Origin of the sequence: Thiothrix sp. (assembly GCF_028714775.1) — a bacterium.
In the GTDB taxonomy this organism is placed as follows: domain Bacteria; phylum Pseudomonadota; class Gammaproteobacteria; order Thiotrichales; family Thiotrichaceae; genus Thiothrix.
This window is the reverse complement of sequence record NZ_JAQTLS010000008.1, coordinates 164,191-177,930: the sequence shown is the minus strand read 5'-3', so window position 1 is coordinate 177,930 and position 13,740 is coordinate 164,191. Positions and strand designations below refer to the sequence as shown.

The 13,740-nt window shown below is 51.1% G+C and carries 14 protein-coding genes; 4 read left to right on the top strand and 10 right to left on the bottom strand.

Features of this window, described 5'->3' with window-relative positions; genetic code table 11:
* The first annotated feature begins 53 nt into the window (after positions 1-53).
* Together argF and PHE17_RS09550 are read left to right on the top strand one after the other, a co-directional pair.
* A complete protein-coding gene (argF, locus tag PHE17_RS09555; protein ID WP_301015612.1) occupies positions 54-989 on the top strand; it encodes an ornithine carbamoyltransferase in 936 nt (311 codons plus the stop codon).
* Positions 986-1,765, top strand: coding sequence for an exodeoxyribonuclease III (locus PHE17_RS09550; protein ID WP_301015611.1), 780 nt, complete (start codon positions 986-988; stop codon positions 1,763-1,765). Before argF ends, PHE17_RS09550 begins: the two co-directional genes overlap by 4 nt.
* A 2-nt stretch (positions 1,766-1,767) precedes the next feature.
* Here the strand turns inward: PHE17_RS09550 and PHE17_RS09545 are convergent, their stop codons facing one another.
* Complete coding sequence (locus tag PHE17_RS09545; protein ID WP_301015610.1) at positions 1,768-3,309, bottom strand: ATP-binding protein; 1,542 nt, start codon at positions 3,307-3,309, stop codon at positions 1,768-1,770.
* 168 nt (positions 3,310-3,477) lie between these two features.
* On the opposite strand from PHE17_RS09545, the gene PHE17_RS09540 reads away from it, so the two are divergent.
* The gene (locus PHE17_RS09540) at positions 3,478-5,022 is read left to right on the top strand and encodes an MFS transporter (protein ID WP_301015609.1); all 1,545 of its coding nucleotides are present in this window, start codon (positions 3,478-3,480) and stop codon (positions 5,020-5,022) included.
* A gap of 380 nt (positions 5,023-5,402) precedes the next feature.
* Positions 5,403-6,053, top strand: a complete 651-nt coding sequence (locus PHE17_RS09535) for a hypothetical protein (protein ID WP_301015608.1) — start codon at positions 5,403-5,405, stop codon at positions 6,051-6,053.
* A gap of 73 nt (positions 6,054-6,126) precedes the next feature.
* Here PHE17_RS09535 and PHE17_RS09530 read toward each other — a convergent pair whose 3' ends face one another.
* From PHE17_RS09530 to PHE17_RS09490, 9 genes are all read right to left on the bottom strand, one after another.
* The gene (locus tag PHE17_RS09530; protein WP_301015607.1) at positions 6,127-6,537 is read right to left on the bottom strand and encodes a type II toxin-antitoxin system VapC family toxin; all 411 of its coding nucleotides are present in this window, start codon (positions 6,535-6,537) and stop codon (positions 6,127-6,129) included.
* 3 nt (positions 6,538-6,540) lie between these two features.
* Positions 6,541-6,798, bottom strand: a complete 258-nt coding sequence (locus tag PHE17_RS09525; protein WP_301015606.1) for a type II toxin-antitoxin system Phd/YefM family antitoxin — start codon at positions 6,796-6,798, stop codon at positions 6,541-6,543.
* A 71-nt stretch (positions 6,799-6,869) separates the two neighbouring features.
* On the bottom strand, positions 6,870-7,952 hold the full coding sequence (locus PHE17_RS09520; protein WP_301015605.1) for an EndoU domain-containing protein: 1,083 nt from the start codon (positions 7,950-7,952) through the stop codon (positions 6,870-6,872).
* A gap of 44 nt (positions 7,953-7,996) precedes the next feature.
* Positions 7,997-8,218, bottom strand: coding sequence for a hypothetical protein (locus PHE17_RS09515; RefSeq protein ID WP_301015604.1), 222 nt, complete (start codon positions 8,216-8,218; stop codon positions 7,997-7,999).
* A gap of 46 nt (positions 8,219-8,264) precedes the next feature.
* Positions 8,265-9,332: an LPS export ABC transporter permease LptG gene (gene lptG / locus PHE17_RS09510; protein WP_301015603.1), complete on the bottom strand. Its 1,068-nt coding sequence runs from the start codon at positions 9,330-9,332 to the stop codon at positions 8,265-8,267.
* Positions 9,329-10,396, bottom strand: a complete 1,068-nt coding sequence (gene lptF / locus PHE17_RS09505) for an LPS export ABC transporter permease LptF (RefSeq protein WP_301015602.1) — start codon at positions 10,394-10,396, stop codon at positions 9,329-9,331. The genes lptG and lptF overlap by 4 nt, the downstream gene beginning before the upstream one ends.
* Before the next feature lie 4 nt (positions 10,397-10,400).
* Positions 10,401-11,150 carry a phosphatase PAP2 family protein gene (locus PHE17_RS09500; protein WP_301015601.1) on the bottom strand — a complete coding sequence of 250 codons (750 nt, stop codon included), beginning with the start codon at positions 11,148-11,150 and terminating at the stop codon, positions 10,401-10,403.
* A 2-nt stretch (positions 11,151-11,152) separates the two neighbouring features.
* On the bottom strand, positions 11,153-12,727 hold the full coding sequence (locus PHE17_RS09495; RefSeq protein WP_301015600.1) for a glycosyltransferase family 39 protein: 1,575 nt from the start codon (positions 12,725-12,727) through the stop codon (positions 11,153-11,155).
* Positions 12,728-13,726: a glycosyltransferase family 2 protein gene (locus PHE17_RS09490; protein WP_301015599.1), complete on the bottom strand. Its 999-nt coding sequence runs from the start codon at positions 13,724-13,726 to the stop codon at positions 12,728-12,730.
* Positions 13,727-13,740: the final 14 nt, after the last annotated feature.

Here is a 13,740-nt window from a genome sequence, read left to right as displayed (position 1 = left end):
CTGCCGTTGGAGTGTTGCTGCCAAAATGTGGCGGCAGGAGAGAGGAACAATAAATGAATACTGTCAGACACTTTTTGACACTGGCTGATTTTACCCCCGTGGAATTGCACGCGCTGATTGGGCGGGCAATCCAGTTGAAGGCCATGTGGAAACGTGGCGATATTCATGAACCGCTGCATTTGCGCACCTTGGCAATGATTTTCGAGAAATCATCCACCCGCACCCGCGTGTCGTTTGAAGCAGGTATGACCCAACTCGGTGGGCATTCGATGTTCCTTTCCCCCAACGATACCCAGCTTGGGCGCGGTGAGCCGATTGAAGATGCGGCACGGGTGATTTCACGCATGGTCGATGTGGTGATGATCCGCACCTTTGAGCAGGAAAAAGTTGAGCGTTTCGCCGAATATTCCCGCGTTCCGGTGATCAATGCCCTAACCGACAAGCATCACCCCTGCCAATTGTTGGCGGACATGATGACGTGGATGGAACAGCGTGGCCTACCTAACGGCAAAACCGTGGCGTGGATTGGTGACGGCAATAATATGTGCCATTCGTGGATGCAAGCCGCGAAACTGTTTGGTTTCCACCTGAACGTGGCGTGCCCGGAAGGCTATGACCCGGACGCCGACATGGTTGCCAGCACCGAAGGTTCGGTCAGCTATTTCCGCGACCCGCAGGAAGCGGCTAAAGGCGCGGAAGTCGTTGTCACCGACACTTGGGCAAGCATGGGACAAGAAGCTGAGAAAAAACTGCGCGAAAAAGCCTTCGCAGGCTATCAAGTCGATAGCGCGATGATGCAATTGGCAGCACCGGATGCGATTTTCATGCACTGCCTGCCTGCTTACCGTGGCTTAGAAGTTTCCGCCGAAGTCATGGATGGTGCGCAAAGCGTGGTGTGGGATGAGGCTGAAAACCGCCTGCACGCGCAAAAAGCGTTGCTGGAAGCACTGGTGTGCGGTTTCCCCGCCGGTACTTCTGACGCGGCATGAGGATAATCTCTGCCAACACCAACGGCATCCGTTCTGCGGCGAAAAAAGGTTTCTTCGATTGGATGAAACAGCAAGCGGCGGATGTCGTTTGCATCCAAGAAACCAAAGCACAAATCCACCAACTGGAAGAAAACCGCGAGCTTTTCTTCCCGGCTGGCTACCACTGCTATTACCATGATGCGGAAAAAAAGGGCTACAGCGGTGTGGCGCTTTACTGCCGTACTGAACCTGATGAAGTCATTACTGGCATGGGCAATGCCGAATTCGACGCGGAAGGGCGTTACATTGAGGCGCGTTTCGGCAACCTGAGCGTGGTTTCCTTGTACCTGCCCTCTGGCTCGTCCAGCGAAGAACGCCAGCAAGCCAAATACCGCTGCATGGAGCATTTCCTGCCCGCAATGGAGCAAATGAAAGCCTCCGGGCGCGACTACGTGATTTGTGGCGACTGGAACATTGCCCACCAAAACATCGACATCAAAAACTGGAAAGGCAACCTGAAAAACTCCGGTTTCCTGCCCGAAGAACGCGCATGGCTGGATAAGTTATTCGGTGAAGTCGGTTTTGTCGACGGCTTCCGCGAAATCAATCAGGAAGCCGACCAGTATACATGGTGGTCAAATCGCGGGCAGGCATGGGCGAAAAACGTCGGTTGGCGGATTGATTACCATATTTTGACCCCTTCGCTCAAAGGCAAGGTGAAAGCGACTTCCATCTATAAAGAGGAACGCTTTTCCGACCATGCGCCGCTGATTTTGGATTACGATTACCCGCTGTAAGTTCAGCCCGCCTCCATCACCCAATCATCCACACCCTTCAACTTGCTGCTGAAGTTGATGCCTACCAGCACCTTCGGACGCGGGTCAGCGCGGAATGCCCCGGCGTAATCGCGGCTTTTGATCTGTTCCATCGCAATCTTGGCGGTCTTGTCGAGCTTGAATTCAATGATATAGAGGTGGGTTGGCGTCTTTACCACGCAATCCACCCGCCCGTTGTTTTCATTAACCTCCGCTTCAGCGTATTGCCCCAGATAGAAAAACGTCAGGTAAATCAGGCTGTGGTAATAGGCTTCGCGGTCTTGCAAGAATATCTGGTAAGGGATTTTCTGGAACACGGTCTTGATCGCCTCAATCACCGCAGGCACATCATTGTTGTCAAAGGCTTCGCTGAGTTGCAGCACCATTGGCGTGGTATAGGCAGGTTCGACGTGCGCCCATTCCGCCATCAGGAACATCAGCATCGAACGGCGCACTTCACGGTTGGGGTAATCCAGCCAATACATACCGTACTTGTCTTGGCTTTGCAGGGTCAAATAACCCGTCTGGAACATCACCGGGATCAGTTGCAACCTGTCGAGGTCATAATTGCCCAACCCCAAGTCATCTATCTTAAACTTGTCCAGCCGATACACCTTATCGCGGCGCATCAGCTTGGGCAAGAAGGTGGGTGTGCCGGATTCAAACCAGAAATTACGGAATGCCTGCGCTTGGAAAAAGCTCAAGATCGAATACGGGTTATAGACTGAGGTGCGCAAATCCCACGTATAGCCGTTATACCATTCACGGATTTTTTCCAACAATGCTGGACGGGTAATTTCAAGATACTGTTCGGTTTCCGGCATGTAGGGGGTGAAATAATGCTCCAGTTCTGTTTGGGTATAGCCCAACAGGGTGGCAGTACTGCGATCTAAGGTCAGGTCATAGAGGTTATTCAGGTCGGAAAAAATCGACACGCGGCTAAATTTTGACACGCCCGTAATCAGCAGGAATTCCAAGTAGGGGTCGCTGTCCTTGATGACCGAGTAAAAGGTTTTCATCACCTGCTGGTTAGTTCGCGCCAACGGGATGTCATCAAGGTAGTCAATCAGCGGCTTGTCGTATTCGTCGATCAGCAACACAACCTTGCCGTGTTGGTTGGCGATTTTTTCCAACAATTCGGCAAAGATGCGGGCAATGCTGCCGATGGTATCAATGCAAATGCCATAATCGTTGGCGTAGCTTTGTAACCGCAAGCGGATAGCCGTTTCCAACCCCAATTCGCGGTAGCCCATGCTGGCAAACGACAGATGGATGACAGGATGCACTTTACCCCAATCCCACTGGTCGGCAATCCACAATCCGTCGAACAGGGCGCGGTTGCCTTGGTAAATTTCCTTGATGGTGGAGAGCAGCAGGGATTTCCCGAAGCGGCGCGGGCGCGAGAGGAAGAAATATTTCCCGGTATTCAGCAATTGTGCAATGGTTTCGGTTTTATCCACATACAGGCAGTTACGCCCGCGTAACTCGGAAAAGGTCTGGATGCCAACGGGTAAGCGTTGCAACATGGCGATGCCCTGCGGTCTTAAAGTGATGGGTTTAGGATAGCAGGTTTCGCCAGACGGGTAGCAGGCAAACCTTGCGCATGGCTGCAATTTCCGTTTACATCGCCGAACGATTCGCTGATGATTCAGTCCTATACTTTTAATCCATAACACCATCACGAGTACCGCCGCATGACTGAATCCGCACCCAACCAGCCACAGGGCTGGGGCGAATCGCTCCGCAACTTTTTGCACCCACGTGTCATTACCATGTTGTTCCTCGGCTTTTCGGCGGGGATTCCGCTGCTGCTGATCTTTTCTTCGCTGTCGTTGTGGCTGGGGGAAGCGGGCATTGAACGCAAGGCGGTAACGTTTTTCAGTTGGGCGGCGTTGGCGTATTCCTTCAAGTTCGTGTGGGCTCCGCTGATCGACAAACTGCCATTGCCGCTGCTGACGGCATTGCTGGGAAGGCGGCGGGCGTGGCTGCTGGTTGCGCAGTGTTTCATCATGCTGGCGATTGTGCTGATGGGGATGATTGACCCGACCACGGGGCAAGACAGTCTGGTGCAAATGGCGCTGGCAGCCATCCTGCTGGGTTTTTCCGCCGCCACACAAGACATCGTGATCGACGCTTACCGGATTGAATCGGCGGAAACGCGCTTGCAGGCGATGATGTCGTCCACCTACATCGCGGGCTATCGCTTGGGGATGGTGGTATCGGGTGCGGGTGCGTTGTTCCTTGCCGCTTCGTTTGGTTCGGAAAAAGGCCATTATGTGTACAGCGCGTGGCAATCCACCTACCTGATCATGGCGGGGACGGTTTTGGTCGGGGTCATCACTACCCTGCTGATGCCAGAACCGGAACGCAAGCAAGTGGACAAACACCATTACGCCGCGACCGATTACGCACGCTTGCTGGCTGTGTTTGCGGCGGGGGTTGCGGGGTTCATCGGGGCATTTTTCTTAGGTTCGGATGCCTTCGTGTGGCTGAAACAAGCCGTGGGCGATGGCGTATTTACTGGCTTCCTGCTGGAAGCGCTGCATTTCTTCATGGCGATTGGCGTAGCGGTACTGATTGGCTGGGGACTCGTGCTGTTGGGGCTGGTTAACCGCGAGATGGCGCGGGATACGTGGGTTGAGCCGATTGCTGATTTCTTCCGCCGTTACGGGCTGAAAACAGCGTTGCTGCTGCTGGCGCTGATTGGTTTTTACCGCATTTCCGACATTGTACTCGGGGTCATTTCCAATGTGTTCTATCAAGACATGGGCTTTTCCAAAATTGAAATCGCTACAGCGGTGAAAACCTTCGGAGTGATTGTGAGCATTGCGGGCGGCTTCTTTGGTGGGCTATTGGTGACGCGCTTTGGGGTCATGCGTATTTTAATGCTGGGCGCGGCATTGGCAGTCGCGGCGAATGCGGTATTCATCCTGCTGGCTTTATCCGGGCACAATGTACTGCTGATGTATTTGGCGGTCGGTTTCGACAACTTTGAAGCGGGCTTAGCGGGGGCTGCATTCATTGCCTTCCTGTCGAGTTTAACCAGCGTGTCGTTTACGGCAGTGCAATACGCGATCTTTAGCTCACTCATGACCTTATTCCCGAAAGTCATCGGCGGGTATTCCGGCACGATTGTGGATGGCATTGGCTATCCGGGGTTCTTTACCTTTACCTCGCTGATTGGTGTGCCAGTGATGGTGTTGGTGTGGCTGGTCGGGCGGGAATTAAAAGTCGAGTAAAAATAATTCCCTGTGCCCTCCCCTTATCAAGCTTGAAGAAACCCCTCCTAACCTCCCCTTATCAGGGGAGGAACAAGAAAGTACGCATCTCCAGTCCTCCCCCTGATAAGGGGGAGTTAGAGGGGGTTTCTTCAAAACAGTGATGGGTGACTGAAAAATTACGAAAAAATGCTACACAAACATCGTTTATCGGCTCTATAATCGTGGGCAATCAATCGTCAGAACGGAGAAAATGCCATGTTGACAATACGTTACCAGCGAAAGAAGAAGGTAGCATATCCTGCTTGGTCACCTCTAGATACTAGATCAATAGGAGCTGTATATCCTACTATTATGCCACGACATAGCCACGACATAGCCACCACTGACAAACAATCAAAATGAAATCTCTATTAATCACAAGTTTTGTTTTATTACTTCTAATAATTGGCGTTGCTTTGCCGTGGGTATATACGTTTTATGGCGAATTATCTACGAATACTGCCGACTGGTCATCATTTGGCTCATATATGGGTGGTATCCTTTCTCCTCTTGTTGCTGGACTAGCACTATTTTCATTAATTAAAACCGTAAACCAACAACAAGATCAAATTGATGTATTGCACAAGCAATCTGAGAGAGAAGATATTCTTAAGGCCATAGAAAAAATCGAACTAGACTTCGAGAAGGTGCTCACAAATGTTCCTATTACTTATCTTATAGGTTCAGAGACAAGCACATGCTCTGGATTGGATATGATAAATGATATTACATTTGATAGTTATGCTACAGCATTACCAGATGGCGACTATCTAAAAAAAGCCTTACAAGATAATAACAAACTCAAAAAAACCGATCAAAATGTGACTCTACATGCAGCACTTGCCATTGCAGCAGGTCATTTAAATCAAATTAGATTATATACTGAAGCGCACAATAAAATATCTTCTACAAATGCAATGTACAAGTACTATCAACGCAAATATCGAATACCTTATGGAAGATTAAGAGAATTAAACTACATCAAAAAAGAATGGAATGAGAATGCATAACAAGAACATCGACGACAGACATGGTAACATGTCCGTGACTCTTAATTTCCACGCCGCGCCTGTCAACTGGACATTAGGTTTTATACTCAAATGGATTTAACAACTTAACGTCAAAAGATTCAAAATCCGTGATATTCCTAGTGACCACAACGAGCTTATTCACTTTGGCGATTGCGGCAATCATTGCATCTTCATATAAGGTGTCGGATTTTTTGTGCATCAGCTTTGCCCAAGCCCGAAAAGCCTCACCATCCAAAGCCAAGATGTTATAGGTGGCGGCGACCATATCAAGCCACTCCTCCAATTCTGCTGCACGCTGTATATCCTGATCCCGTGTTATTTCTATACCAGCCTGAATTTCGGCTAATGTTACCGATGAGAGATACAAATCCTTATCATCGACGGACTGAAGCCATGCGACAACTGCACCATGCGGTTTCTGCCGCCTCAATTCAGAGACAACATTGGTATCCAACAAATACATGATTTACAGAACCTCTTGTACACGCCGTCTGCGGGCTTGCCCGCGCTCTGGCAGGACAAGATCGCCGCGTCCCGCATCTGACAACAACAGGTCTTTGAGTGATGGTTTTGCTGCTGCTTGCAGCCGCCGCCAGACATCAACGGGGACAAGCACCGCCGCCTCAGCACCACGCCGGGTGACTATTTGCGGCCCTTTTGCCAGACACGCATCCAAAAATTCACTAAACCGAGACTTTGCGTCTTGGACAGCCCAAGTTTGCATAAAGCACACCTCGAAATGACTAGTTACCTGACCAGTCTATCTATTTTTCTCCCAGAGGACAAATCAATCCACTACAAACCAATCGGCGCGGTACACGCCGGATCATTCGGCGCAGGCGTAGCATCAGGGTAGAACGTGCGGATGCCCGTCGCCCGCCGCACAAATACGACCGTGAAATTTTTGCCATCATCGGTTACAGGCAACATACAAGCGGTGCTTTCGCTGCTGGTCGTGGGATTTTCGCTGAACGCACGGGTTGCTGCTTTGAGGATGTCTTCGGCATTCAAGGTCAGGCCGTAACCCTTGATCGAGGAACGCGCAGAACCGCCATTCTCCGCTTTCATCACAGCCCCCATTGAATACAGCACGCCCGGTACGACTTCATTCTGGCGATAGTTATCCATGCGGCAAGCTTCGCCGCTTTGCTGCAATTGCACGTAGCGCCCGTAGAAATGCAGGCCACCGATGGCTTTGCCCGTTTCCGGCTGACCGCAGAAAATGTGGTCGAAAGCTTTGAGGAAAAACCACGCTTCCGTCAAATCCGCCAAATAAGCATCACCAGACTCGCGTGCCGGACGATCCGCGTAGACGTGCTGTTTAGTAAATGCCATCAAGCGTTGCAGCACATCCGGGTTAGCCTGCAATAAGGTTTTGAATTCTTCTGGAGAAACCACTTTACCCGCCGCGCCGCAGGTGGTGTTAACCGCTTGGTCGAAAGCATTGAGGACAGGAGCAGGCGGGGTAATGTCTGCCATACCGCCCACCTTGATTTTGACCGGATTATTTTCATTGTCGAAAAACGGCAAACAGGTCGCCGTTGCCTCAGCAGGCGGTGCAGGCACATTGCCTGTGCTTTCAGCAGCACTGCCACCAACATAATGCCCACAACCCAGTTCCACCCATTTGCTGTCGCCAGCAAGCTTAAGGAAAGCGTGTGTGCCGCCCGGTTGCTTGTTTTCGCCCAGTGCCGTATAGGTTTTACCCACTTCCAACGCAGTCGGGTTGGTTTTCTTTTTCAGGGAGGTGTAAGCCTCGCACGAGCGATCCAGCACAAATTCGCGTGGCTGACTAAAGAAAAACTGTGCGAAAGCAGTGCTGTTTCCCGCAAAAAACAGTATGACGGCAAGTGTTCCGCCCCAAAAACCCAGTTTCATGTAAAAGCCCTCGCGCTGGTACTTTCAGCGCTTTATCACAGTGGTCAGTCTACCGGCATTAGTGCAGGTGGCAGACCGAAAAGTTCGACATAAAAACCCAGCAAGGCCATCGCCCAAATCAACAGCCCCAGAATAATCCAGAAAATATTGATCGGGGTGATGCTACAGTTCTGCGCTCCGGCAGGATCATCACAAGCAAGGTTAGCGGCTTGCTGTGCCTTGTAAGTGGCAAACACCATCGGAACCAACGCGACAAAACCAACCAAAGAAAAAACGACTGATGCATTAGTCTGTGAGGAAAGCCGGTCAGTTCTAGCGTACCCGGCGCAACATCCACAATCCGCCGGATAAAAACACCAGCAACGGTAAGGTCGCCGCCAACAACGGCGGAATCCCATACACAATACCCATATTGCCGAGAATGCGGTTAAACAGGAAAAACACAATCCCGATAATGATGCCAATGAAAATGCGCTGCCCTGCCCCGGCATTACGCTGGAAACTGAACACGAAAGGCGCGGCAATAATCAACATCACCAGCGTCGACAGCGGCGTGGTGAAATGCTGCCAGAATGCCTGCTCGAAACGGTCACTGCTCAAATCATTGCTGCGCTGATGCTGGATGAATTCCGCCAACTCACGAGCAGCCAACTGGTTGGGCTTAACCGCCGCAATGGTCAGGACGTGTTCGGGAATCAGCTTGTCATCGCGGATTTCGGCGAAACTTTCATGCGTAATGCCATCGCTACGGATAATCTGGCGTTTAATGTCGTGCATCACCCAGCCCTGCGCATCACGTTCGGCATTGGCGGCACGGGTAATGCTTTCGATGCGGCCTTCCTGCGGGTTAATTTGATAGATCGAAAGCCCTTCCAGCTTTTTTTCCGACCACAGTTTGGCAACATTGAGGATGCGGTTGCCGTCTTTGATCCACACCCCTTGCTCACTAACCGCTAATTGCTTTTGCTGCATTTGCACTTTGAAACTGTTGGCGGCTTGCTCAGCATGAGGGGCAACCCACTCACCCAGCACAAAAACGACCAGTGCCAACATCAGCCCCAGTTTCAGCGTCATACTGACAATTTGGCGGATAGCAACGCCAGCCGCACGCATTGCCGTCAGTTCGCTGTTAGCGGCGAGGTTGCCCAAGCCCAGCAAACTGCCGATCAGCGTAGCTGTGGGGAAGTAATCGTAGAGACGTTTCGGCGTTCCCAGCAGGATGTAATAGAAGGCTTGCAGGTTGCCGTAGTGGGTGGTTTGGCTAACATCACCAAGCTCACTCAGAAAAGCAAAAAAACCATCCAGCATAGTCAATGACAGCCACGTCACCAAAATACTGAACAGCACGCTTTGCCAGATGTAACGCTCAATAATGCTCATGCCGGTTTCCCATAATATTTACGCAGCAACCAGAAAATCAGGGCAAGCATCACCAAATGTATCCACCACAAGCCCGGAAATAACGGGAAATCCCCCCGTTCGATCATCCCCCTCACGGTTGCCAATACATTGGCATAAATGGCGTAAATCAGGATTGCGAATGTGACCTTGCTATAGCGCCCTTGCCGTGGAGCAGTGTAACTGAGCGGAAACGCTAACAATGCCAGTATTGGGGCAGAAAGAATAATCCCCACCCGCCATTGGAGCTCTGCTTGTGAAGAAGCATCGGCTTGCTGGATCAGCCTCAATGTTGGTATCGTCCCTACCGTGTTCATCGCCGTATAATTTCGCAAAGGAATACGGACACCATGCTCGGTAAATTTTGCCACCGTCATACCCCCTTGTTGCGGGTCTGACTCATAACGGTAGCCATCACGGATTTGCAGTACCCGTTCACCATTGGCGGAATCAATGAATAGCACTGCCGACTTTGCCCAAATAAGAACGTCCTTTACCCCATCCTGCGCATGGATAAAAAAGCGTTCCATCACGGTATGAGACGGATCAATATTTTCCGCCAACGCCGTATAATTACCAGTGCCAGAGCTGGACGTGATGAATTCCCCCGAAGGGATGCCGGATGCTTCTGGGCGTTGGTTAATTTCACGACGCAAATCCAAATTGTGGGCTTCCAACCAAGGGGAAACAAAAATAACCATAACTGCCAGTAAAACACTTAACGGCAGGACAAAACTGAAAATAGCGCGGTAAAAATGCCAAGGCGCGACTCCAGCGGCCCGCAAGGCGGACATTTCCGAGTCGCGGTATAAACGGCTGAACGCCAACATCATGCCGATCAACAACGCCACCGGAATGAGCCGGATCAATTGCTTCAACGAGACAATCCATAACAGGCTACCCACAAGGTCGGCAGGCAGCTCCCCCGTACTGGCTTCCGATAACAAGCGCACTAACACATTACCCACGATAATCAGTGTCAACACTAGCAAAGCCGCCAAGAAACTGAGGGCAATTTCCTTAAACAGATAACGGTTAATAATCATGATGTCAGTTACGCCAGCTTTTCCACAATGTTAGTAAGCAAGCAAACGTAGCCAACGTTGCTATCCCCATTTGCAACCAGAATGCGTGCGGATAGCCCGTCTGCAACTCAAACAATAACAAGGAAAACAGCAGGAAGATAGCAGCCAATATCCGTTGCCCCTGCCTCGTCCGCGACCATTGCCACGAGTCCGCCAGCCGCCAGCCTGCCCACGCACATCCCCAGCCAATTGCCGCTGCTGCAATGACATCAAGCGGCCAATGCGCACCGACAGCAATCCGGCTTAAACCTACCAGTGCCGCCCCACAGAACAACAACGCGGTGATGCGTTCACGTTGCAATACCAGTGCATACACCCCCGCTAACACAAACACTGCCGTAGTATGCCCCGAGGGGAAACTGAAATTATGTAGGTCAACACCGATCACCTGCACCTGTTCCCCCAACACTGACAGTGGACGTTCCACCGCCAATAACGGCTTTAAACTGCGGGTAATCAACGTAGCCAACAAACCTGCCAACAAACCTGCCGGAAGCAATTGCGGATAGCGGAATGCCAACATTCCCAGCAACGCCAGAGCCACCAACGCATCCCCCAATACCGTGACATTTTCCCAAAAAGCCGCTGGCAACAAGGCAAACACTGGCTGCATCTCCAAAAACAGTCCAGTATTAAGCCCAGCCGCAGCAATCACCGCCGCCATCAGTAACAATAGCAGGGCAAGCACCCCTATCGTTTCCGTTATATCCCGCATAATCACCACATCCGTCTGGCAAGCACGATACCGCCTTGTTCAAATACCACCATATAATTTTCCACTGGTTGTAATGCCCCAGCTTTAGAAAAGACATATTCCCCCACTTCAGGCGAACGGCGCGGAGTCAACGCTTCTCGGTAGACGGTGAAACTGGGCATATTCACCCCATCCATCACCACCGTAGACCCGACCCGCTGATCGTTGGCACTTAAATAACGCTGTGCAAAGCGTGCAGCTTCTTTTACGGGTGTTTGCTGGGTATAAGCGATGACTGGAATCAACACACTGGTCAGGAACACGGTTTGTAACAAGGCGACACCCACCAAACGCCAAAAGTTTTGTACCCGTGGCCACAACAACAGCAGAACCAATGCCGCCAAATAAACTCCAGCCGCCACACGGTAATACATACCTGTCACTTTTTGCGACTGTTCTAGTAGACCCTGTAAATAGGCTTCAGGATTTTTCGCCACTGCATTACTCAGCAATTCCGGTAAAAACAACAACACACCTGCCAATAAAATCGCAGGCATTACCGCCAACCAACGGTTAGGGTTTTCCCCACAATGCTTCGCCAATAGCAGCAGCAAAGGCGTGATGCCATACAGCAAATAATGTGGCAATTGGGTGTTTGAAAATGAAAACAACACAAACACTGCCAAGAACCAGAACCACAAAAATCGCTCGAAAATATCGGTTTCCTTCCCCACGCGCCTTGCCAATTGCCCCAACAAACCCGCAAACGGCATAATAATAAAAGGCAACACCAGCGCGTAATACCACCAATGCCCGCCATGCCCTTCCATCGTGTCGGAAAAACGGCTGACATTGTGCTTAAAGAAAAACCCGTCGATGAATGCTTGCCCTTGCGCTTGATATTCCAACACATACCACGGCAACGCCACTGCCAGAAAGACCACTAGGCCGTAGGGATTGAAAACCGTTTTCAACCAGCTTTTCCACTGCCCCGTGCCGATAAACAAAAAGCCACTGACAACCAAAGGAATGGCAACCGCAACCGGGCCTTTGCACAGAAAGCCCAAACCCAACCAGAAAAACACCCGGAACAACACCATGCGCGTCGGTTTTTCCCAATAGCGCCAAATGTCAAACAGGCTTAACACAATCAGCATATTCAGCAAGGCATCGGCAGTCGCTGCCCGTCCAATCAACACGATAGCAGCGGAAGTCGCCACCATCAGCGCAGCCATCAGCGCACTTCTGTGTGGCAAACGTGGTTTGGCGAAATAATAGGTTGCCATCACCCACGTACTCGCCGCCAATGCGGAGGGCAAGCGTAATGTCCATTCGTGCAAGCCAAACAGCCACACACTCAGGGCTTGCGCCCAGTAAATCAGGATCGGCTTATCAAAACGCGGCTCGCCATTGAGGAAGGTGGTGATGAAATCACCGCGCTGGAGCATTTCCCACGTTGCCGCACTGAATGCACCTTCATCAAGGTCAAACAGCGCAGGTGTACCCAATTGCCAGAAAAATGCCAACACCACCAAGGGCAACAGGAAACCGTCACCGCTTTGCAGTAACCAATAACGCAAACTCGTACTGACACGCATTTAAACGTCCTTATGCCAAGCCCGCGAATCCACTTCATGGCGGGGTGGACGGATGACGTAAGCGTTACGGCTGGACGATTCAAAATAAATCCGCGACAGCATCTCTGCGATAATGCCGGTGGTCAGAAACTGGATGGAGGTTATCACCAGCATTACTCCAACCAACAACAAAGGGCGACCACCAATGTCATTACCCAGCAAGAATTTATCGACACCCAACCATGACAAGATGAGTGAACCTGCCAAACCAAACGCCAAGCCCATCGTGCCAAACAAATGCCCCGGACGCGCCCGGAAACGCATGAAGAACCACATGAACAACAAGTCGATAATCACCCGAAAGGTGCGCGAAATGCCGTATTTGGATTCACCGCTTAAGCGTTCATTGTGGTTCACCACGCATTCCCCAATGCGTGATGGCGGCACGGCAGTGGCGACCCATGCGGGAATAAAGCGGTGCATTTCGCCATACAAACGCACCCGTTTCATCACCGAGGCGCGGTAGACCTTGAGGCTACAACCGTAATCGTGCAGGTGTACGCCGGTAACTTTGCGGATCAACTTATTGGCAATACGTGAAGGGATTTTGCGCATGACCAAGGTATCTTTGCGATTTTTACGCCAACCTACCAACAGGTCAAGGTCACGCTCTTGCAAATCTTTAATCATGGCGGGAATATCGGCGGGGTCATTTTGCAAATCCCCGTCCAGCGTGACCAGTAACGAACCACGCGCTTGGTCAATGCCCGCCTGCATAGCGGCAGTTTGCCCGAAATTGCGCTGCAACTCGACCACATGCACGTATGCACCAAACGTTTTTGCTGCCTCGTTGAGGCGCTTCAAGGTTTGGTCGGAACTTCCATCATCAACCAACACCAATTCCCACGACAGCGCAAAGTCTGCCAACGCCGCATTCACGCGCTCCACCAGCGGCAGAACATTACCTTCCTCGTTGTAAAAAGGCACGATGATGCTGACGGTATCAACAGAATTTGTCATGTGTAACGACCCAC